Raw genomic sequence first — 20,510 nt, 5'->3', positions numbered from 1 at the left:
ATGGGTCCACCCATGCCCGGTCGAGCGCCAGCTCGATCCTCGATGGGTCCACCCATGGCCCGGTCGAGCGCCGGCTCGATCCTCGATGGGTCCACCCATGCCCGGTCGAGCTCCAGCTCGATCCTCGATGGGTCCACCCATGCCCGATCGAGCTCCGGCTCGCTCGGTGAGGGGTCGACCCACCGCGCAAGCGCGAGTCACCGGGGATGGACGCGCGTCCCTCCCGCGTTTCTCGTCAGTCCTCCGGAGGGGCCTGGGGGCGCGACGCGCCGGCGTAGCCGAGCGCCTCGAGCTGGGCGCGGGTCGTCGCGTCGATCTCGATGCGCTCCTGGCGCACCGGCGCGCTGCGACGGCGCTCGGGCGGACGCGTCGCGCCCGAGAGACCGAGGCCGAGCAGCCCGCGCGCATAACGCACCGCGATCGGATGATCGGCCGCGAGGTCGCGCGTCTCGTCGGGATCGTCGACGAGGTCGTAGAGCATGATCCGGCGCTCGGTGCGGTGGATCAGCTTGAGGCGACCGACGTTGATCGCGCGCCAGCCGTCCATGAAGCCCGTCACCGTGAAGCGCGGCGCGTCCGCGCTCGCGCCGAGCAGCTGCGGCAGGAACGACTCGCCCGAGAGGTCGCTCGGGATCGGCATGCCGAGCGCGTCGAAGATCGTCGGCAGCACGTCGACGAGCCCGACCGCGTCGTCGATCGTCACCGCGCCGTCGGTCACGCCGGGGATGCGCAGGATCAGCGGCACGTTGATCAGCTCCTCGAACACGCTGTGCCCGTGGCCGACCGAGTCGTGATCCCAGAACTCCTCGCCGTGATCCGCGGTGAACACGACGATCGTCTCGTCGGCGATCCCCCGCGCCTCGAGCGCCTGGATGATCGAGCCGAAGTGGGTGTCGTGGTACGTGATCTCGCCGTCGTAGAGCGCCTCGAGACGCTCGCGGTCGCGCGCGTTGAGGCGGATGCGACCGATCTTGATCCCCTCGAGCAGCTCGCGATCACGACCGAAGTCGACGATGCCCGAGTACGGGTTCGGGTCGTACATCGCGAGCGCCTCGGCGGGCGGCATGTACGGCACGTGCGGATCGATCGTGTGCACGTAGAGGAAGAACGGCTGATCCTGCGGGCGTCGATCGAGCCACTGCAGCACGTCCGCCGCGACGAACTGCGACTGCGAGCGCAGCCCCTCGCGGATGTAGTTGCGGAACGTGTTCCATCCCTGCTCGAAGCCGAAACGATCCGAGCAGAACCCGTTCGCGACGAACGCGCCGCTGAAGTACTCGCTCTCGCGCAGGCGCTCGCTGAGGAGCTGCACGCTGCTCGGCACGACCGCGTCCTCGGTGGTCGCGTTGTGCTCCCACGGATAGAGCCCGGAGAGCAGCGTCGCGACGCTCGGCTTGGTCCAGTTCTCCTGCGAGTGACCGCGCAGCATCAGCGCCGCGTTCTGCACCCAGGAGTCGAGCGCGGGCGTGCGCACGCGCGTCTGCGCGCGATAGGGACGCAGTTTGTCGGCGCGCAGCGTGTCCGTGAGATAGACGAGCACGTTGCGCAGCTGCGGTCGCTCGCGGAGCGGGCGCGCGTCGAGCGTGACGACCGCAGGGCGCGTGAGCGTGACGTCGCCGGTCGCGCGCAGATCGAGGCGCGCGATGTTCGCGCCGAGCGTGGCGAGATCGAGATCGAAGGGACGCCCTTCCCCGCTCGCCTCGAGCGTGCCCATCGTGCGCGGCGCCTCGCCGTCGCGGTGCCCGATCACCTCGACGCGCCCGGTGCCACGCGCGATCCCGCGCAGCCGCGCGCCCTCGGGCACCTCCATCGTCCAGCCCGCGGTCCATCCGTCGGGGATCGCGAGCGCGCGTGCCTCGCCCTCGCCTCGCGCGAGCTGCGTCGGAGGTCCTTCGCTCGCGTGCGCATCGTCGGCGGGCCCGAGGCGCATCCAGTCGAGCAAGATGCCCGCGCTCGGGACGCCGGGGAGCGAACCGGTGCGCGACACCCGGAGCTGCACGCTGTTCTCGCCGACGTGCAGTCGCTCCGCGGGCAGCGCGACCTCGATCATCCCCCACGTGCCGTCGGTCGGCAGCGTCGCGTATCCGATCGTCTCGCCGTCGACGTACACGGTCACGCGGCCGTCGCGCACCGCGCGCGCTCGGATGCGCAGCGTGCGCGGGCCCGCCACGTCGGAGGGCACGAGCACGAAGCCGGTCACGTTCTCGATCACGCTCGCGGTCACGTCGCCTTCGGTGCGATCGCGACCGACGCGCGTGCGCCAGCCGCCGAGCGTGTACATCGAGCCCGCGGGCACGCCGAAATCGACGACCTGCGCATCGCCCTGACGCAGCTCCACGCGCTCGAGGTGCGCCGCGAGATCGTAACGAACGCGCACCCGCTCGGGCGCCGCGCTCGGCGCGGTCGCGACCGGCGTCGTGCTCGGCTCGGTCGGGGTCTCGGTCTCGGCGGCGACGGTCGGTGCGCTCGGCGTGGCCGACGACGACGAGCCTGCGCTCGAGGATCCACACGAGACCACGATCGACGACACGATCGCGGTCGAGCTCGCGATCACCAGTGCGCGCAGCGTTCGGTTCGGCACGCGCGCGAGACTAATACACGCGGCCCCGCGATGCCGTGCTACCGATCGCGCGTGGCGCTCATCGAGATCCGCGGGGTGCGCAAGGCGTTCGGCGAGCACGAGGTGCTCCGCGGGATCGACCTCGACGTGAACGCGGGCGAGCTGCTGACGATCATCGGCGGCTCGGCGACCGGGAAGAGCCTGCTGCTGAAGATCATGATGGGCCTCGTGCCCGCCGACGCGGGGACGATCACGTTCGACGGGCGCGACGTCACCCACCTGCACGAGCGCGACTGGATCCAGGTGCGACGGCGCATCGGCATCCAGTTCCAGGCGTCGGCGCTCTTCGACTCGCTCACCGTGTTCGACAACGTCGCGTACGGGCTGCGCGAGCAGCGCCTCCTGCCCGAGCCCGACATCGCGAAGCGCGTGTCGGAGTCGCTCGCACAGGTGAGCCTTCCGGGGATCGAGCAGATGGCGCCCGGTGATCTCAGCGGAGGCATGCGCAAGCGGGTCGGCCTGGCGCGCGCGATCGCGATGCGCCCCGACGTGCTGCTCTACGACGATCCGACCGAGGGCCTCGATCCGATCAACGTCACGCGCGTGAACCGGCTGATCCTCGCGCTGCGGGACACGCTGAAGATCACGACCGTGATGGTCACGCACAACATGGCGAGCGCGTTCACGATCAGCGATCGCCTCGCGCTGCTGCACGAAGGGCGCATCACGGACGCCGGACCGCCGGACGTGCTGCGCGCGCAGCACGAGGAGCGATTGGCACCCTTCGTCCGCGCCGCGGAGCACGCGATCAGGAATCGACGGGACAGCGCGGTTCAGTGATCATGCCGAAGTGAAGGTGGCGGGGGCCACCGGTCATGGAGGCGGCATGCGGAAGATCGGACTGGTCGCGATCACGGCGCTGCTGGGGCTGTCGTTGTTCGCGCCAGGGTGCTCGTGCGATGACGAGGGTGACGGCGACGGTGACGCCGGCGGTGGCGGCATGGACGCCGGCGGAGATGGGACGGACGGCGGTGGCGGGATGGACGCCACGGTCGACGGCGACGGGGGCACGGGTCTCGACGGTGCGATCTTCGGCGAGGCCGGCTTCGTCGAGGTCGACGGCGGCATCCTGCTCCCCGACGGCGCGATCGTGACGTGCCTTCCCGCGACGTGCGACGGCATGCAGTACCTGTGCGGCAACTGCATCGACGACGACGACGACGGCGTGGTCGACAGTGAAGATCCCGACTGTCTCGGCCCCTGCGACAACAGCGAAGACCGGCTGAACCTCGAGATTCCCGGCATCGGCGCGACCTGCAACCGCGACTGCTACTTCGACAACGACTCGGGCAACGGCAACGACGACTGCGACTACAACCTGCAGTGCGATCCCCTGAGCCCCGGGACGCGCCCGCCGCCCGGGTCGAGCTGCCCTGCCGACGGCCGCACGTGCGACGGAACGCCGAGCGCGACGTGCCTCGACGTCTGTGGTCCTCTCGTGCCCAACGGCTGCGACTGCTACGGCTGCTGTGACATCGGTGGCGAGGGAGACAACTGGGTCTTCATCGGATCCGCCCCCGAGCCCGGCGCGCCGATCTGCACGCTCGCGGAAGCCATTGCGCGAAACTACGACTCGTGTCGTCCGTGCACGCCGAACATGGAGTGCTTCAACGGCTGCGGCCGGTGCGAGCTCTGCCTGGGTCGCGACATCGACGACATCCCGGACGACTGCTTCCCGCCGCCTCCGACCGACGCCGGCGTTCCGCGTGACGACGCGGGCAACCCGATCGACGCCGGCCCGCGCGACGCGGGACCGCCGACCGACGCGGGCCCGCCGCCTCCGCCGCGCTGCGAGGACGACCGCCAGCCCTGCGGTCTGCCCACGGATCCCGCGTGCCCCGGCGGCTACTACTGCCTGACCGGCTGCTGCATCTACTTCGGCTGATCCGCGCGATAGCGCGATGACCAAGGACGGCGAGCTCGCATCCGCGAGCTCGCCGTTCGCGCCTTCGGGACGCAACAACTCGCATGCTGGCGCGATGTGGGCCGCAGTTGCTGGACCAGACGCGCACATGCAGTCTCGCGTCGCGCGGGGTCGCGGGCGACTGGAGGGGCGCCGATCATGAGAGTGTCTACGTGGTGTTTTTGGGCCTGCTGCGCGCTCGCCGCGGCGTGCGAGACTCCGAGGTGCGGCGATCCCGCGCTGCAGTACGATCGCGAGCTCAACCGCTGCATCTGCCGCAACGGTGGCACGTGGCACGAGGCCGACGGAGGCTGGCGCTGCGAACTTCCCGACTCCGGCGCAACGAGCCCGACGGCGCCCGACGGGTGCGCGCTGCACACTTTCCATCGCGACGCGGATCGCGACGGGTTCGGAGATCCTGCGTCGACGACGCAGGCGTGCATCGCGCCGAGTGGGTACGTCGACGACAGCCGCGACTGCAACGATGCGTGTTCCGACTGCCGTCCGGACGGGACCGAGGTCTGTGACGCCGCGGAGCTCGACGAGAACTGCACCGGAGGCGCGAACGAAGGGTGTCCGTGCGCCATCGGAACGACCCGAGAGTGTCCAGATGGCTCGAATACGGGCGAGTGCTCCGCTGGCACGCAGGTCTGCACGGCGACCGCCGAGTGGGGCGCTTGCACGGGCAGCATCGGGCCGGCAGCGGAGACGTGCAACGGGCTCGACGATGACTGCGACTTGGTCGTCGACGGTGCTGCGGCGGACTCGAGCTGCGGAGAGGCTGCGGGAGCAAGCGCTGTCCGCTGCTCCGCAGGTCGATGCACCATCTCCGCCTGCGTCGGTGGATCTGCGGATTGTGACGACGATTTCGCGAACGGCTGCGAAGAGACACTCGGAACACTCGCGAACTGTTCGAGCTGCGGAGAGCTCTGCGCACTGTCGTGCACGCCGAGTGGATGCAGCGAGGCTCTCAGCGTCGGACTCGGAGACCGTCACACTTGCGTCCTGCGCGAAGACGGCACCATCGCGTGCTGGGGCAACAACTCGTTCGGTCAGCTCGGCGACGGCACGACGACGACGCGACTTCGGCCGATCGTCGTACCGGGAATCGACAACGCCGTAGCCGTCGCCGTCGGCGTGAACCATACGTGCGCGCTTCTTCGCGATGACACGGTGCGCTGCTGGGGCTGGTCGGAGTACGGACAGGCTGGGCCGAACGCATCAGGTGCCCAGCAGACGAGTCCTGTGGAGGTAATCGGTTTCACCGAGCCACTCGAGATTACGGCGGGACTCCTTCACACGTGTGTGCGCCAACGGAACGGCTTCGTGCGTTGTTGGGGACACAACGCACTCGGGCAGCTGGGCAACCGAACGTTCACGAGCAGTCCGGCACCGGTCACGGTCTACGGCATCGGAGGGGCGCTCGCGGCGATAGCGATTTCTGCGGGCGAGAACCACACGTGCGTCGTGCGAAACGATCGCACCGTGTGGTGCTGGGGTGCGAACTCTCAGGGGCAACTCGGCGACAGCACGACCACCGAGAGAAACGCCCCCGTCGCCGCTCGCGACCTGACGAGTGCGATCGGAATCGCCGCTGGGAGAGCGCACACGTGCGCCGTGCAGGAAGGCGGACGCGTGAGCTGCTGGGGTGCGAATGGCAGCGGCCAATTGGGCGTTGGCGACACGAGTGCGCGCGTCACGCCGGTCGGACTCACCGGGCTCGATGGCGTGACCGCAATCGACGCCGGGACCACCCACAGCTGCGTCGTGCGCACGACCGGCGGCGTGCAGTGCTGGGGCTCGAACAATCTCGGTCAACTCGGGACCGGAACGCGAGATCCGTCGACGACAGCAGTCGACGTCGTAGGACTCGGAGACGCAATCGGTATCCGACTGGGAAACTCGTACAGTTGCACCCTCCAGTCGAACGGCGGCGTCCGCTGTTGGGGCTCGAACACCAGTGGCTCGCTCGGAGATGGAACGACGTTCGTGCAAGAACGTCCGATCATCGTGACCGTTCCGTAGATATCAGCCGCGCTGCGACCTCACCCGCGCGTCGAGGTCGCAGCTCAGTCCCTCAACTCCGGCAGGCAGTACGGCGCGACGCTGCGATCGGTGCACACGACCTCGCGCGCGTCGTCGCAGAACGCGAGCGTTCCTCCGACGAGGCGCACCGCGCCGCCGCTGCTCGTGCGCTCCCAGTGCGCCGTCTCGCCCGGTACGTCGCACACCGGCGTCTCGCTTCCCGCACGGCACAGCGCGACGCCTCGGCCGGTCGGGTCGTCCACCTCGCTGCAGTAGGGATCGACCTCGCTGCCGCACGCCGCGAGGCCGAGCACCAGCAGCGCCGCGAGCGCGCGCATCAGCCCTCGAGGAACGCGATCGGATCGACGATTCGACCCGCGACCGCGCTCGCCGCGACCGTCAGGGGGCTCGCGAGATAGACCTTCCCCGGGCCACTTCGCCCCGGGAAATTGCGGTTGATCGCGCTGACGGTGACCTGCTCCTTGGCCGCCGACGCGCCCGGGCCCGCGTTGATGCACGCGCCGCACGACGGGTTGATCAGCTCGACGCCCACCTCGCGGAACACGTCGACGTAGCCCTGCTGCTCGGCGTAGCGGCGGATGTGCTGCGAGCCGAACTGGATGTAGCAGTGCACGCCGCTCGCGATCTTCTGGCCGCGCTCGAGCGCCTTGCGTAGCACGAGCGCGTACATGTCCATGTCGACCTTCTTGCCGCCGGTGCACGAGCCGCCGTACGCGATGTCGATCGCGACGTCGCCCTCGAGCTGCTGCATCGGCACGCCGTTGCGGGGATCGCCCGGCGTCGCGACCATCACCGGCACGTCGGCGAGATCGATGTCGAACGTGTCGAGGTACTCCGCGCCGGGATCGCTCGTGACGATGCGCGCGCGGATCGCGTCCTTGGAGAGCCCGCGCATCGACGCGAGATAGTCGACCACGACCTCGCCCGGCTCGAGGATGCCGGTGAAGCCGCCCGCCTCGACCGCCATGTTCGTGAGCGTCGCCTGCTCGTCCATCGGCAACGCCTGCAGGCCCTCGCCCGCGAACTCGAGGACCTTCCCGATGCCGCGCGACGTGCGGAAGAAGGGCTGCGCGAGGATGTGCAGCATCACGTCCTTCGCGCTCACACCGGGGCGCAGCGTCCCGCGCAGCACGAAGCGCACGGTCTCGGGCACCTTCACGCGCACGTCGCGCGTGTACCAGGCGTTCGCCATGTCGGTGCTGCCCACGCCGAACGCGAAGCAGCCGAGCGCGCCCGCCATGCAGGTGTGCGAGTCGGTGCCGGTCACGATCTGGCCGGGCAGCGCGATGTCCTCGATCACCGCGTTGTGGCAGATCGCTTCCGAGCCGCCGGCGGGGACCTCGCCGTAGAGCTTGAGCGCGTGCTTCTTCGCGAAGCGCTCCTGGGTGTCGGCGAGGCCGCTCGCGCGATCGAGCAAGCCCATCGACTTCTTCTTCTCGTCCATCACGTCGCCGAGGAACGTGAGGTGATCGCGGAAGGTGAAGACGCTCTCGCGCTCCGCGACCTTCGCGTCCTTGCCGAGCGCGGCGACGAAGAGCGCGTCGGCCATCGGCGTCACGTACTCGTGCGAGAAGCGCACGTCGGTGCGCACGAAGAGCGCGTCACCGGGCTTCACCGCGGGCACGCCGAGCGTGCCGGTCTTCGCGTCGACCACCGCGTGCGCGGCGATGATCTTCTCGACCATCGTCATCGGGCGCGTCGCGGTCGTGATCGCGGGCGGCGTGCGCTCGCCCGCCATGCGCAGCTTGTTGTACTCGAAGAGCCCGCCCGCTCGGACGATGTCGGCGCTGATGGGATCGAGCCCGCTCGTGAACTCGTCGATCGCGATCTCCTCGCCGCGCACGAGCCGCGGGATCAGCGAGAAGTCCGTCGAGGTGAGCAGCCCGATGTTCTGGCAGTTCTGCCCGTAGATCTTCTCGATGCTGCGCGCGATCACGAGCTTCACGCCGGCCGCGAGCTCGCTGTAGGGCGCCTGCTCGCGCGAGCTGCCGCAGCCCTTGCTCTCGCCGCTGACGATGACGTCGAACCGGCCGCTCTTGAGCGTGCTGCGATCGAAGAGCCCGCCACGCAGACCGACGAGCGAGTACTCGCCGAGCGTCTCGTCGTAGTGGAAGCACACCCAGCCGGGCGTGATCTCGTCGGTCGAGATGTTGTCGATCAGCTTCGCCGAGAGCAGCGTCTCGAGCGGCACCGTCTCGCCGGCGAGTTGTCGTCGGAGGAGCTCGGAGTCCTCGGTGAGGAAGAGGACGCGGCCGTTGGAGCGAAAGCGGTCGGGGCGTGCCATCGAGACAGAATTCGTAGAGCGTTCGCGGCCTTCGCCACAAGCGAGCGCGTGCGCGGACGCACTGCGTGGTTTCCACGCGTGATAGCCTCGGCGCGTGACCGCCGCCGATCTCGCGCGCCTGACCGCGGAGACGCTCTACCTCGTGCTGCTGGTGTCCGGGCCGGTGCTGGCGGTGAGCGTCGTGGTCGGGCTCGCGATCGCGCTCTTGCAGGCGGTGACGCAGGTCCAGGAGCCGACGCTCTCGTTCGTGCCGAAGCTCGTCGCGGTCGCGCTGACGCTCGCGCTCGTGGGCGCGTGGATGAGCGGGGAGCTGGTGCGCTTCACGTCGGAGCTCTGGCTCGCGATCCCGCGCCTCGTGGACTGATGCCCGAGCTCCTCGATGCGCGGGTGATCGGCGTCGCGATCCTGGTGGCGTCGCGCGTCGCACCGCTCACCGTCGTGGTCCCCTGGCTCGCGCTGCGCGACACGCCGCCGGCGCTGCGGGCCGCGCTGCTGCTCGTGCTCACGATCGCGCTCACGCCGCTCGGGCTCTCGGTCGCGCCGGCGCTGCCCGAGGACACGTTCGCGCTCGCGGCGCTCGCGCTGCGCGAAGGTGCGATCGGGCTCGTCTTCGCGATCGCGACCGCGATCCCGCTGATCGCGCTCGATCACGCGGGCCGGGTGATCGACGCGATGCGCGCGCCCGCGTCGAGCGCGGAGATCACGACCGCGCAGGGCGAGACGACGAGCCCGCTCGGGCAGCTCCATCTCTTGCTCGGCACCGTGATCTTCCTCGGGCTCGGCGGCCATCGGCTCGTGATCGCGGCGCTCGGCGAGGGACTGGTCGCGGTGCCTCCCGGCGCGACGATTCCGTCGGTCGAGCTCGCCGAGGTCGCGCTCGGCGCCGCGCGCATCGTGACGCACGCGCTCACGCTCGCAGTCGCGTTCGCCGCACCGGCCGCGATCGCGCTGATCGCGCTCGAGGTGTTGCTCGGCGTCGCGAGCCGGCTCGCGCCGGCGGTCTCCGCGCCGATCGTGTCGATGCCGCTGCGCGCCGCAGCAGGGCTCGCGGCGGTGCTCTTCGGGCTCGCGGTGCTCGTCCCGCACCTGCCCGAGCCGATGCGCCGTGCCATCGACGGCGCCGAGATCCTGGTGCGCGATCTCGCTCCGTGAGGGATCGTCGCGCGGGCATCTTGGGTATGCTCGCCACCTCGATGTCACGCCGCGTCCTCGTCGTCGACGACAGCAGCACCGTGCGCCGAGTGGTCGAGCGGACCCTCGTGCAGGCGGGCTTCGAGGTCGTGCTCGCGGCGGACGGACGCGAAGGGCTCGAGCGCGCGAGCGCGACGGTGCCCGACCTGGTGCTCGTCGACTTCGTGATGCCGCACATGAACGGATTCCAGCTCTGCCAGGCGCTGCGCGGCATCGACAACCTCGCGCGCGTCCCGGTGGTGCTGATGAGCGCGAAGGCCGATCGGATCGGCGACGGGTTCCTGGCGCAGACGGGCGCGCTCGACGCGATCACCAAGCCGTTCTCGCCCGAGGCGCTGCTCGCGGTGACCACCCACGCGATGGCGCGCGCCGCGGCGCAGAGCTCGCCCCCACCGCCGCTGGCCGACGACTCCGGCGAGCGCTCCACGTTGTCGCGTGAAGCGAGGGCGATCGAGGACGGCGAGGACGGGGCCGAGGGCACGCGCGAAGCGGAGGATCGCCGGCGCGAGATCGAAGGCCAGTCGCGCCGCGTCGCAGCGCACGTCGCCGCGCTCGCGGTCGAGGCGATCGCGGCGTCGCCGATGACCGAGCCGCTGACGCAGGGCGCGCTCGCCGCGCGCATCGAGGCCACGTGCGCGCCCGAGGCGCTGCTGGGCTTCGCGGGCGAGATCGCGGAGATGGTGCCCGCGCTGCGCGGCGAGGTCGGGCTCGAGGGACGCATCGAGCACGTGCCGCTCGGCGAGGTGCTGCAGATGCTCCAGCACCTGCGGCAGACCGGCGTGCTCGAGGTGCGTCGTGCGGGCGGAGAGGAGCGCACCGTCTCGGTGTGCATGAGCCACGGCGCGATCGATCTCGCGCTGGGTCGCGCGCAGGATCAGGAGTTCCTGCTCGGTCGCTATCTGCTCGAGGAAGAGCTCCTCGATCGCGACGATCTCGATCGCCTGCTCGATGCGCGCGCGGCCGGGCCGCGCACGCTGCTCGGCACACGCCTCGTGAAGCTCGGCTACCTCTCGCACGAAGAGCTGCAGCGCGCGCTGGTGCGCCAGACCAGCGAGCTCGTGTACGAGGCGCTGCGCTGGAAGAAGGGCAGCTACCGCTTCGTGCGCTTCGCGACGCGCCCCGAGGCGCTCGAGGCGCGGCTCGGCCTGCCGATCGGCGCGATCCTCATGGAGGGGCTGCGGCGCGTCGACGAGTGGCGGCTCATCGAGGAGCAGATCCGCTCGTGGGACGACGTGCTGCGCCCCGATCGCGACGCGATCGCCGCGATCGATCTCGATCGCCTCGCGCCCGAGGAGCGCTCGGTGCTCGACGCGATCGACGGCGACAAGAGCGTGCGCGCGCTCGCGAGCGAGCTCGGCATGGGCAGCTTCGAGCTCGGGAAGATCGTGTTCCAGCTGCTCACCGCGCGCCTCGTGCGCGCGGCGTGATCACAGCCGCGCGACCAGCGCGCGCGCGAGCCCGGGGCGCGGCTCGGGGATCACGAGCTCGAAGCGATCGCGCAGCGCGCGGAGCTGGGGATCCCACTGCACCGGCGTGCTGCCCGACGTGATCAGCACCGAGAGGTCCGCCCGCGCGAGCGCGACGAAGGGCGCGCCGATCACGATGCGCAGCGCGTCCTCCTCGGCAGCGAGCAGCGTGTCGATCGCGGCGGGCAGCGCATCGGACGATGCGCGCAGCACGCCGTCGATCGTCTCCGCGCCCGACTTCGCCCGCAGCGCGGCGCGGTGCTCGATCACGGCACGACCGCTGGTGCGCGCCGCCTCGGCGAGCATCGTCGCGAACGCGTCCGCGTCCGACGCGCGCGTCGCCGCCACGATCGCGATCGAGGGCGCGCGCACGCGCACCCTCGCCTCGCCTTCCCGCATCGGGAGGGTCAGCGCCTCGGGCTCACCCTGCAGGCGGAGCCGGACGCGGCCCTCGCTCACGCGGGCTTGCCTCGCTCGACCGGCAGCCCGTCGGCCTCCCAGTGCAGGAAGCCGCCCGAGAGCCAGCCCACCTGGAGGCCCTGCTTGCCGAGCGAGTCCGCGAGATCGCGCGCCTCGTCACCGCTCCGCGCGTAGAGCACGCGCAGCCGTCCGTCGCGCGGCTGCAGCTCGGCGGCGCGCTTCGGGAGATCCGCGGCGGGGATGTTCACCGCGCCCGGGATGCGGTAGCGCGCGTACGCCGCGGGCTCGCGCAGATCGACCGGCACGACGCGCCGCTGCTGCATCAGCATCGCGAGATCGGCAGGCTTGAGCTCGTTGCCCTGGGTGGGCAGGAAGGGCCGCACCATCTGCAGGATCTGCTGCTTGTTCGCGACCCCTCGATCGTGGTGCGCGGCGACCTGGCCCTGATCGATCACGAAGAGCTGGGGGATCGACTGCACGCGGAAGCTCGCCGCGATCCTCGGGTTCTTGTCGACGTCGATCTTGACGACCTTGAGCTTGCCTTCGAGCTCGCGCGCGACCTCGTCGACGATCGGCGACTGGACCTTGCACGGCTGGCACCAGTCGGCGTGGAAGTCGATCAGGACGGGGAGCTCGGAGCGCAGGACATCGCGCTCGAAGGTGGCCTCGGTGACGGCGATCGCGGGCATCCAGATCCTCGGGCGAAGAGGGCCTCGGGCGAAGAGGGCAGATGAAGCCCTCGGGCGAAAGGCCGGGACGCGCAAGCCTTAGCCATCCGCCACGCCGGCGACAAGGGCATCAGAACTTTCGTCGCGCTCGGCGCGTCCGAGCCGCATGTTCGGACGTCCGCTGCTCGCGCTCCTGCTCGTGATGGGCTCGACCACCTCGGTGGCGGCCCAGGATCTACGGCTGATCGCACGCGGTCCGCAGGATCCGGAGTGGACCACCGGTCCGGTCCAGGCGCGCGTCGGGGACGAGGTCGAGGTCCGCGTCGCGCTGCTCGATCGCGACGGAACGCTCCGCGCCGACGTGCCGCGCGTGCGCTGGGACGGCCGTGTGCGCCGAGCGCAGGGCTCGCTCCCCGGGGCGCGGCAGATCCGCTTCGTGCGGATCGAGCCGCGCCTCGAGCACGTCGAGCGGGTGCCGCCGAACCCGGGGATCGCCGCGTTCAGCAACGCCGTGCTCACCGGCCCTCGGCACGGCGAGTGGCTCGGGTACGACGTGCTGGAGTACGAGCAGCACGCGATCACCGGCGAGCCCGGCGTGCGCATCGAGCCCGGGCGCGTCGTCGTCACCGCGGTGCACCCGAGCGATCGCCCGCGCGACGTGCACGGAGGCGCAGGCTCGATGTGGCTCGCCGCCGAGATCGTGCTCGAGGGCGATATCGCGCTGCGGACACCCGACGCGCGCGACGTCGATCGCTTCGGGCTCTCTCGCGCGGTGATGCGCATCTCGATGCGCGAGGCCGACGACTACGTGGGCTGGCTCTCGACGTACTTCCACGTGCCCAACGTGTTCGGCTCGAGCGGGCCGGGGCGTGATCACCAGACCGAGCGCTACGTCGGCGCGGACTGCGCGGACGTGCTGGTGGGCGCGCGTCGCGCGATGGGCCGCACGATCCCGTACGTCTCGGTCGCGGGCCTCTCGCGCGTCGCTCGGCCGATCAGCGCGTCGCTGCTCCTCCGCGCCGAGGGCGTGCTCGTCGACGACGCGGGCACGCCGGTGCGCCTCGCGTGGGGCGAGCACGTCGCGCGCGGCGATCTCCTCGCGATCGGCTACGTGCACGCGGGCGAGCTGCCGCGCGCGTGGGATCACATCGGCGCGCTGGTCCGCGACGACGGCGACGGATCGCTCGACGGCGACGACGTGCTCCGGCACATGACGCACCGGGGGCTCGCCGATCGCACGCTGCGCCAGGAAGGAGAGATCCGCGTGCGCGTGTGGCGCTTCGAGTGACCGCGCATCGATCCACGCGCTGCTATCCTCGGCGCCTCCTGCAGCGCGTGGATCGATGCGCGATCCTCCGACGCGTCGTCATCTCGTGATGACGACACGCTCCGGATCCTGCATCGATCCACGCGCTGCTATCCTCCGCCGCCGTGCGCCGTCATGTCGTCGTCATCGTGGGGATCGCGCTCGCCTGCATCGGGCTCGCGCTCGGGCTCTCGCGGCTCGCGGGACGTGGTCGTCCCGCCACTGCGCTCGCCGCCGCGCCGCAGGGCGCGACCGCCGTCTTGCACGTCGACGTCCCCGCGCTGCGCGCATCACCCATCTGGCGCGCGCTCGCGGACGGCGACGCGGGCCTCGAGCGCATCGTCGACGCGTGCGGCTTCGATCCGCTCTCGCGCATCCAGAGCGTCGCCGCGTTCGTGCTCGGCACCGAGGAACGCCCCTTCGAGCACCTCGGGTTCGTCGCGCGCGGCGATCTCCCGCGCGAGCGCCTCGTCGAGTGCGTGCAGCGTGTCGTCGAAGCGGACGGCGGCGCGATCCAGCGCGTGTCGATCGAGGGCGTGCCTGCCATCGCGAGCGCGCACGGCCCGAGCCGCGCCGCGTTCCTCGGCGGCGATGGGATCGTGGGCGGCGACGAGCTCGTCGTGCGCGAGCTGATCCGCGTCGATCGCGGCGAGGCGCCGGGCGCCGACACCGATCCCGCGCTCGCGCGGCTGTGGAGCCGCGTGGCGGGCCGGCGCGAGCTGATCGCGGTCGCGCACGTCCCGCCGAACTGGCGCGAGTGGCTGGGGCGCCTCGGGGCCGACGTCGATCTCGACGCGCTCGAGTCGGTGCGCACCATCGCGATCGGCGCGCGGATCGAGCGCGGGCTCGGCCTCACCATCGCGGCCGAGGGCGCCTCGCCCGCCGACGCCGGCGCGCTGATCGACGAGGCACGCGCGGCCATCGACGCGCTGCGGAGCGATCCGCTCCTCGGCCTCAGCCCGCTCGGCGCGGCGCTGCGTCGCGTCCAGCTCGAGTCGCACGAGGGCACCGCGCTCGCGACCCTCGATCTCGACGAGGGCCAGCTCGCGTCGATCGTGCAGCTCGTGCGCGACCTGCTCGACCGGCGCCGCATCGCCGCCGAGCGCGCGCGCGAGGAGCGCGTGATCCGCGCTCCTCGCCCCGACGAGTCGCTGCGCGCCGGCGAGGAAGCGCCCTGATCAGAACGTGAGGCGCGCCGAGAGGCCGCCGCTGCTCTCGCTCGCGAAGGGCGTCACCGCGAGGCGCGGCGCGTCGGGCGCATCGCCCAGCGCGTACTCGTACGTGACCTCGTCCTCCGTGAGCACCGTGCCGAGGATGCAGAGCAGCAGACCCGACGCCTGCATCACGCCCCACAGCAGGTGCACGCCGAAGTAGCCGTCGTACGACGTGCCCGCCCAGTACCCGGCGCCGACGAAGGGCCCGATCCACGGCACCCACTGCCAGCCGAAGTAGCGGCCGGCGTCGGGGTTCACGTCATCGAGATCCATCTCGATCGCGCCGGGGATCGCGGTGATCCAGTTCGAGACCCAGCCGACGACCGTGAGGATGATGCCCGGCACGATCATCCCCCACCGAAGGCGCGACTGTCGCACCTCGCGCGGCTGCGGCTGCGGCGCGCCGTACGCAGTGACACCCGGCTGTGGCGCCGGCTGCACCGTCACGTACGCGCTCGACGGCTCGGGCTGCTGCACGATCACCTGCCCCTGCACGGGTGGCGGCTGCGGGACGACGACGACGCAGGGCTGGCCGGGCGGGCACTGATCGGCCGTCGTCTGCGCCTCGGCGCGAGAAGCGAGAGAACAGAGCGCTGCGGCGGCGAGCACGAACGCGAAGGTGAGCTGACGTTGCATGAGTCCTCCGGGACAGGGCCACGCGCCGCGCGTTCGAGCGGCTCCCACGGAGCACACCCACGCACGCGCAGCGCAGAGCACGCGGGTTCCCGTGCCCGCGCGCAGCGTCCCATCAGCATGCCGCATGCCGTCCTGCGCGGAAAAGAACTGTCGCGGCGATCGTGAACGCGCGTCGACGTGAAGCGAGGCAAACGCTTCACGCACCTGCCTGCGCGAGCGTTCAGGCGCGGCGATCGCGCAGCGCGCCGAGGAAGCGATCCGCTTCCTCCAGCGGCACGCGACCCAGGCGCAACACGCGCCCTCGATGCACCGCGACGTCGACCGTCACACGCCCGCGCCGCCCCGGCACCAGCACCTCGAGCGCGAGATCGAGCCCCGCGCCCGCCAGCGCGAGCGCCGCGCCCGCGAGCATCAGCGTGAGCTCACCGCTGCGCGCCCCGTCGAAGAGCACGAGCCCGCCGAAGAGCAGGCCGAACGAGAGCGCGATCGCGCCCACCAGCAGGTGCAGCGAGGGATATCGCACCTCGCGGCCCGCCTCGAGGATCGACTGCGGCGCGACCGTGCTGCGCGTCTCGCCCACCTTGCGACCGAGCACGAAGCGCTCTTCCCGCAGCTCGATCCCGCGCGCGCCGAGCGCGAGCTCCGCCTCGCGGCGGAACCCGAGCAGCGATCCGACGCCGCGCACCGCCCACGACGCGAGCGCCCATCCGCTCACCCAGCGCAGCACCGCGAGGGCGCCCGAGCGCCGCGGCTGCACCACGCGCCCGCGGATGCGCGCATCACCGCTCGCCACCGGCCCGCCGTGCAGCGTCGTCGCGAGCGCGCGCGTCGCTCCGTCGATCCCCGACGTCGACGCGACCGCGGCCAGTCCCTCGCGCGCCGCGTCCGCGGTCGACGCCGCGAGCGCCGTGAGCCGCGCCGCGTTGCGCGCGCGCATCGACGCGCTCGATCCCGAGGGCCCGCTCGCATCGTCGACGACGGCCTGCGCGACCTCGGCCCACACCCGCGCCGCGCGCTCGCTCGGGAGCACCGCGTCGACGAAGGGCAGCACCGAGTACGACGTCGCGAGCTCGAGCCAGTCCGCGTGCCGCACGAAGCGCGCGACCAGCGCGCTCCCATCGTCCGCCGACGCGCGCGCCAGGCGCTCGCCGAGCCCGTGCACCGCGAACGCCGTCACGGTCGCGCGCTCGACGTCCGACTCGGGCCCGCGCTCGAGCACGCCGAGCAGGTTCCCGGCACCGGTCTGCGCCTGATCGCGCTCCACGCCGTGCTCGGCCGCGCGCTTCTCCACGAATTCGCGCCCCGCGAAGAGCACCCGCCCCTCGGCCTGGCGCGAGAGCACGTCGAGCGCGAGCGCGCCGAGCGCATCACGCGCCGCATGCGCGCGCACCTCGTCGGCGATGCGCCGCATCGGATCCGCGGGCGCGGGCGGAGCGGGCATCGAGGGCGTGGGCGTGGCCTTCTTGGGCATGAGGGCGCGCGAGGATAGCAGTCGCTGGACGGGGGGCTACGCGGCGTACCTGTCCGGGTGAACAGGGCTCGCGCGGCGCGCACTTCCCCTCTTGCGGATCGGCGCGCTCTGTCCACTTAGCCGGCGATGCAGCCCGGTGACGGCGAGCGTCCGGTCGTCCTCGAGGCGCGAGCCGTGAGCAAGGTCTACCGGATGGGTGAGGTCGACGTGCACGCGCTGCGCGGCGTCGACTTCGCGCTGCGCCAGGGCGAGCTCACGGTGCTCCTCGGCGCGTCGGGCAGCGGCAAGAGCACGCTGCTCAACATCCTCGGCGGGCTCGACACCCCGAGCAGCGGTCGGGTGCTCCATCGGGGGCGCGAGCTCACGGACGCGACCGAGTCCGAGCTCACGCGCTATCGCCGCGACGCGGTCGGCTTCGTCTTCCAGTTCTACAACCTCATCCCGAGCCTCACCGCGCGCGAGAACGTCGCGCTGGTGACCGACATCTCGCGCGCGCCGATGGATCCCGCCGACGCGCTCGCGCTGGTCGGGCTCGGCGAGCGCCTCGATCACTTCCCTTCGCAGCTCTCGGGCGGCGAGCAGCAGCGCGTCGCGATCGCGCGCGCGGTCGCGAAGAACCCCGACATCCTCCTGTGCGACGAGCCCACCGGCGCGCTCGACTTCCGCACCGGCATCCTCGTGCTCGAGGTGATCGACCGCGTGAACCGCGAGCTCGGCACCACCACCTGCGTCATCACGCACAACGCGCCGATCGCGACGATGGCCGATCGCGTCGTGTCGCTCGCCGATGGCTGCATCGAGCGCGAGGTCCACAACACCACCAAGGCGCGCCCCGCGGATCTGCGATGGTGATGCGCGCGCTCGATCGGAAGCTGTTCCGCGACCTGACCCACCTGCGCGGTCAGGTGATCACCATCGCGCTCGTGGTCGCGGCGGGGATCGCGTCGTGGGTCTCGCTGCGCAGCACCTACTCGAGCCTGCTCTCCACGCGCGACGCGTACTACTCGGAGGAGCGCTTCGGCGACGTGTTCGCGCACCTCGAGCGCGCGCCGCGCGCGGTCGCGTCGCAGCTCGAGCAGATCGACGGGGTCGCCGAGGTCTATCCGCGGCTCGTCGAGCAGGTGCTGCTCCCCGTCGACTTCCTCGCGGAGCCCGCGATCGCCGACGTGGTCTCGCTGCCCGAGCACGGCGAGCCGCCGATGAACGCGCTGCGCGTGCTCGAGGGACGCCTGCCCGATCCCGCGCGCACCGACGAGGTCGTGCTGCTCGAGGCGTTCGCGTCGAAGCACGGCGTGCGCCCCGGCGACGTGCTCCCCGCGGTGCTCGAGGGACGACGTCGCGAGCTGTGCGTCGTCGGCATCGCGATGTCGCCCGAGTACGTGTTCGCGACCACCGAGGGCGCGATCGCCGCCGAGGATCGCTTCGCCGTGCTGTGGATGCCGCAGCGCGCGATCGAGCCGCCGTTCCGGATGGAGGGCGCGTTCGACGACGTCGTGATCCGGCTCCAGCCCGGCGCCTCGGTCGACGGAGTGATCGCCGCGGTCGATCGCGTGCTCGCGCCCTACGGCGCGCGGCGCGTGGTGGGACGCAGGCTGCAGGCCTCGAACTACTACCTCGACGGAGAGCTCTCGCAGCTCGAGTCGTTCGCGACGGTCGCGCCGATGATCTTCCTCGGCGTCGCGGCGTTCCTGCTCAACGTCGTGCTCGCGCGTCTGGTGCACCTGCAGCGCGGCGAGATCGCGGTGCTCAAGGCCGTGGGGTACGCGAGCTGGCAGGTGGGCCTGCACTTCCTCGAGCTCGTCGCGGTGATGGTCGTGCTCGGCGCGCTGATCGGCGTCGCCGCGGGGGCGTGGCTCGGCGACGCGCTCACCGGGCTCTACACCGAGCTCTTCCGGTTCCCGTTCCGCGCGTACCGACTCGGGCTCGACGTCGTCGCCGTCGGCGTCGTGATCAGCCTCGGCGCCGCGCTCGTCGGCGCGCTCGGCACCGTGCGTCAGGTGGTCGCGCTCCCGCCCGCCGAGGCGATGCGCCCGCCCGCGCCCGCGAGCTATCGCGCGACGTGGCTCTCGCGCGGTGCGCTCGCGCGCTTCTTCGAGACCTCGGGGCGCATGGTGCTGCGCGAGATCGAGCGGCGCCCGCTGCGCCTCGTGCTCTCGAGCCTCGGCATCGCGATGGCGATTGCGATCGTCGTGGTCGGTCGGTTCTCGGGCGACGCGATGGAGCACCTCATCGAGCTGCAATTCCAGACCGCGTGGCGCGAGGACGTGTCGGTCGACTTCACGCGCCCGCTGCCCGAGCGCGCGGTGCGCGAGCTCGCGCACCTGCCGGGCGTCGAGCGGGCCGAGGGCACTCGCCTCCTCGCGGCGCGCCTTCGTGCGGGCCATCGCTGGCGCGACGCGGTGGTGGTCGGTCACCACGACGATCACGAGCTGCGCGTGCTGCTCGATCAGGAAGGGCACGAGGTGCGGGTGCCCGAGGGCGGCGTGGTGCTCACCCGCAAGCTCGCCGAGATCCTCGATGTGCGAGCGGGCGAGACGGTGACCATCGAAGCGCTCGAGGGCGAGCGGCGCGCGCGCGAGGTGCGTGTCGCCGCGCTGATCGACGAGCCCTACGGCCTGTGGGGGCACATGAGCGACGCCGCGCTGCACGAGATGCTCGGCGAGCAGCCGCGGGTCTCGCAGGTCGTGCTGCGCGTCGACCCGTACCAGCTCGACGCGCTGCGGGCGCGGGTGCGCGAGCTGCCGCACGTGCTCGCGATCACGCGACGTCAGGCGCTGATCGATCACTTCCGCGAGCAGAGCGGGCGATCGATGAGCGCGATGACGCTCATCCTCACGACGTTCGCGATCATCATCGCGGTCGGGGTCGTCTACAACAACGCGCGCGTCGCGCTCTCGGTCCGCGCGCGCGACCTCGCGAGCCTGCGCGTGCTCGGCTTCACGCGCGGCGAGATCAGCGCGGTGCTGCTCGGCGAGCTCGGCGTGCAGATCCTGCTCGCGATCCCGTTCGGGCTCTGGTTCGGCACGCTGCTCGCGCACGGGATCATGGCGACCACCGATCCCGAGCGATACCGGCTCGAGCCGACGATCGCGCCCTCGACGTATGCGTTCGCGGCGCTGGTGGCGATCGCCGCCGGTCTCGCGAGCGCCCTGCTGGTGCGGCGCCGCCTCGATCGGCTCGATCTGATCGCGGTGCTCAAGACGCGAGAGTGAGAGCGTGCCGAAGCATCGATTCGACACGCTCTCGGAGCGAAGCGACCGCGAAGCGGCTCGGGAGGAGGACCCG

17 protein-coding genes are annotated in these 20,510 nt (G+C 71.6%); 10 read left to right on the top strand and 7 right to left on the bottom strand.

The window, feature by feature from the left end:
• Positions 1–235 precede the first annotated feature (235 nt).
• On the bottom strand, positions 236–2,581 hold the full coding sequence (locus tag I5071_RS07340) for a sulfatase-like hydrolase/transferase (protein ID WP_236604686.1): 2,346 nt from the start codon (positions 2,579–2,581) through the stop codon (positions 236–238).
• 51 nt (positions 2,582–2,632) lie between these two features.
• Between I5071_RS07340 and I5071_RS07335 the strand changes: the two genes are divergently transcribed.
• The 3 genes from I5071_RS07335 to I5071_RS46955 all read left to right on the top strand — a co-directional run bounded on the left by I5071_RS07335 (position 2,633) and on the right by I5071_RS46955 (position 6,548).
• Positions 2,633–3,400, top strand: a complete 768-nt coding sequence (locus I5071_RS07335; protein ID WP_236604685.1) for an ABC transporter ATP-binding protein — start codon at positions 2,633–2,635, stop codon at positions 3,398–3,400.
• Positions 3,401–3,446: 46 nt separating this feature from the next.
• Positions 3,447–4,505, top strand: a complete 1,059-nt coding sequence (locus I5071_RS07330) for a hypothetical protein (RefSeq protein ID WP_236604684.1) — start codon at positions 3,447–3,449, stop codon at positions 4,503–4,505.
• 177 nt (positions 4,506–4,682) lie between these two features.
• Positions 4,683–6,548 carry an RCC1 domain-containing protein gene (locus tag I5071_RS46955; RefSeq protein WP_419249627.1) on the top strand — a complete coding sequence of 622 codons (1,866 nt, stop codon included), beginning with the start codon at positions 4,683–4,685 and terminating at the stop codon, positions 6,546–6,548.
• Between the two features lie 44 nt (positions 6,549–6,592).
• On the opposite strand, the gene I5071_RS07325 is transcribed toward I5071_RS46955, so the two are convergent.
• Together I5071_RS07325 and I5071_RS07320 are read right to left on the bottom strand one after the other, a co-directional pair.
• Positions 6,593–6,886 (bottom strand): hypothetical protein, encoded by a 294-nt coding sequence (locus I5071_RS07325; RefSeq protein WP_236604683.1) that lies wholly within the window; start codon positions 6,884–6,886, stop codon positions 6,593–6,595.
• Entirely contained in the window at positions 6,886–8,853 is a 1,968-nt protein-coding gene (locus tag I5071_RS07320; protein WP_236604682.1) for an aconitase family protein, read from the bottom strand. Before I5071_RS07320 ends, I5071_RS07325 begins: the two co-directional genes overlap by 1 nt.
• A gap of 94 nt (positions 8,854–8,947) precedes the next feature.
• Here I5071_RS07320 and fliQ point away from each other — a divergent pair, with 94 nt between their 5' ends.
• The 3 genes from fliQ to I5071_RS07305 are packed head-to-tail and all read left to right on the top strand — an operon-like array spanning position 8,948 to position 11,471.
• Complete coding sequence (gene fliQ, locus I5071_RS07315; protein WP_236604681.1) at positions 8,948–9,217, top strand: flagellar biosynthesis protein FliQ; 270 nt, start codon at positions 8,948–8,950, stop codon at positions 9,215–9,217.
• The gene (locus I5071_RS07310) at positions 9,217–10,005 is read left to right on the top strand and encodes an EscT/YscT/HrcT family type III secretion system export apparatus protein (protein WP_236604680.1); all 789 of its coding nucleotides are present in this window, start codon (positions 9,217–9,219) and stop codon (positions 10,003–10,005) included. Before fliQ ends, I5071_RS07310 begins: the two co-directional genes overlap by 1 nt.
• Before the next feature lie 41 nt (positions 10,006–10,046).
• Positions 10,047–11,471, top strand: a complete 1,425-nt coding sequence (locus I5071_RS07305) for a DUF4388 domain-containing protein (RefSeq protein ID WP_236604679.1) — start codon at positions 10,047–10,049, stop codon at positions 11,469–11,471.
• Here the strand turns inward: I5071_RS07305 and I5071_RS07300 are convergent, their stop codons facing one another.
• Both I5071_RS07300 and trxA read right to left on the bottom strand, forming a co-directional pair.
• Positions 11,472–11,969 (bottom strand): hypothetical protein, encoded by a 498-nt coding sequence (locus I5071_RS07300; RefSeq protein WP_236604678.1) that lies wholly within the window; start codon positions 11,967–11,969, stop codon positions 11,472–11,474.
• Positions 11,966–12,619: a thioredoxin gene (gene trxA / locus I5071_RS07295; protein WP_236604677.1), complete on the bottom strand. Its 654-nt coding sequence runs from the start codon at positions 12,617–12,619 to the stop codon at positions 11,966–11,968. Before trxA ends, I5071_RS07300 begins: the two co-directional genes overlap by 4 nt.
• Before the next feature lie 145 nt (positions 12,620–12,764).
• Between trxA and I5071_RS07290 the strand changes: the two genes are divergently transcribed.
• Together I5071_RS07290 and I5071_RS07285 are read left to right on the top strand one after the other, a co-directional pair.
• Positions 12,765–13,886 carry a hypothetical protein gene (locus I5071_RS07290; RefSeq protein ID WP_236604676.1) on the top strand — a complete coding sequence of 374 codons (1,122 nt, stop codon included), beginning with the start codon at positions 12,765–12,767 and terminating at the stop codon, positions 13,884–13,886.
• 143 nt (positions 13,887–14,029) lie between these two features.
• Positions 14,030–15,082 (top strand): hypothetical protein, encoded by a 1,053-nt coding sequence (locus I5071_RS07285; protein ID WP_236604675.1) that lies wholly within the window; start codon positions 14,030–14,032, stop codon positions 15,080–15,082.
• On the opposite strand, the gene I5071_RS07280 is transcribed toward I5071_RS07285, so the two are convergent.
• Both I5071_RS07280 and I5071_RS07275 read right to left on the bottom strand, forming a co-directional pair.
• On the bottom strand, positions 15,083–15,754 hold the full coding sequence (locus I5071_RS07280) for a hypothetical protein (RefSeq protein WP_236604674.1): 672 nt from the start codon (positions 15,752–15,754) through the stop codon (positions 15,083–15,085).
• A gap of 220 nt (positions 15,755–15,974) precedes the next feature.
• On the bottom strand, positions 15,975–17,225 hold the full coding sequence (locus I5071_RS07275; protein WP_236604673.1) for a hypothetical protein: 1,251 nt from the start codon (positions 17,223–17,225) through the stop codon (positions 15,975–15,977).
• Positions 17,226–17,351: 126 nt separating this feature from the next.
• Between I5071_RS07275 and I5071_RS07270 the strand changes: the two genes are divergently transcribed.
• The gene (locus tag I5071_RS07270) at positions 17,352–18,077 is read left to right on the top strand and encodes an ABC transporter ATP-binding protein (RefSeq protein WP_419249626.1); all 726 of its coding nucleotides are present in this window, start codon (positions 17,352–17,354) and stop codon (positions 18,075–18,077) included.
• A complete protein-coding gene (locus I5071_RS07265) occupies positions 18,077–20,437 on the top strand; it encodes an ABC transporter permease (RefSeq protein ID WP_236604671.1) in 2,361 nt (786 codons plus the stop codon). The genes I5071_RS07270 and I5071_RS07265 overlap by 1 nt, the downstream gene beginning before the upstream one ends.
• The last annotated feature ends 73 nt before the right edge of the window (positions 20,438–20,510 follow it).

This window comes from Sandaracinus amylolyticus, assembly GCF_021631985.1.
Taxonomy (GTDB): Bacteria; Myxococcota_A; Polyangia; order Polyangiales; family Sandaracinaceae; genus Sandaracinus; species Sandaracinus amylolyticus_A.
Note: the sequence above shows the minus strand (reverse complement) of the source record. Positions and strands in the feature narration are given on the sequence as shown.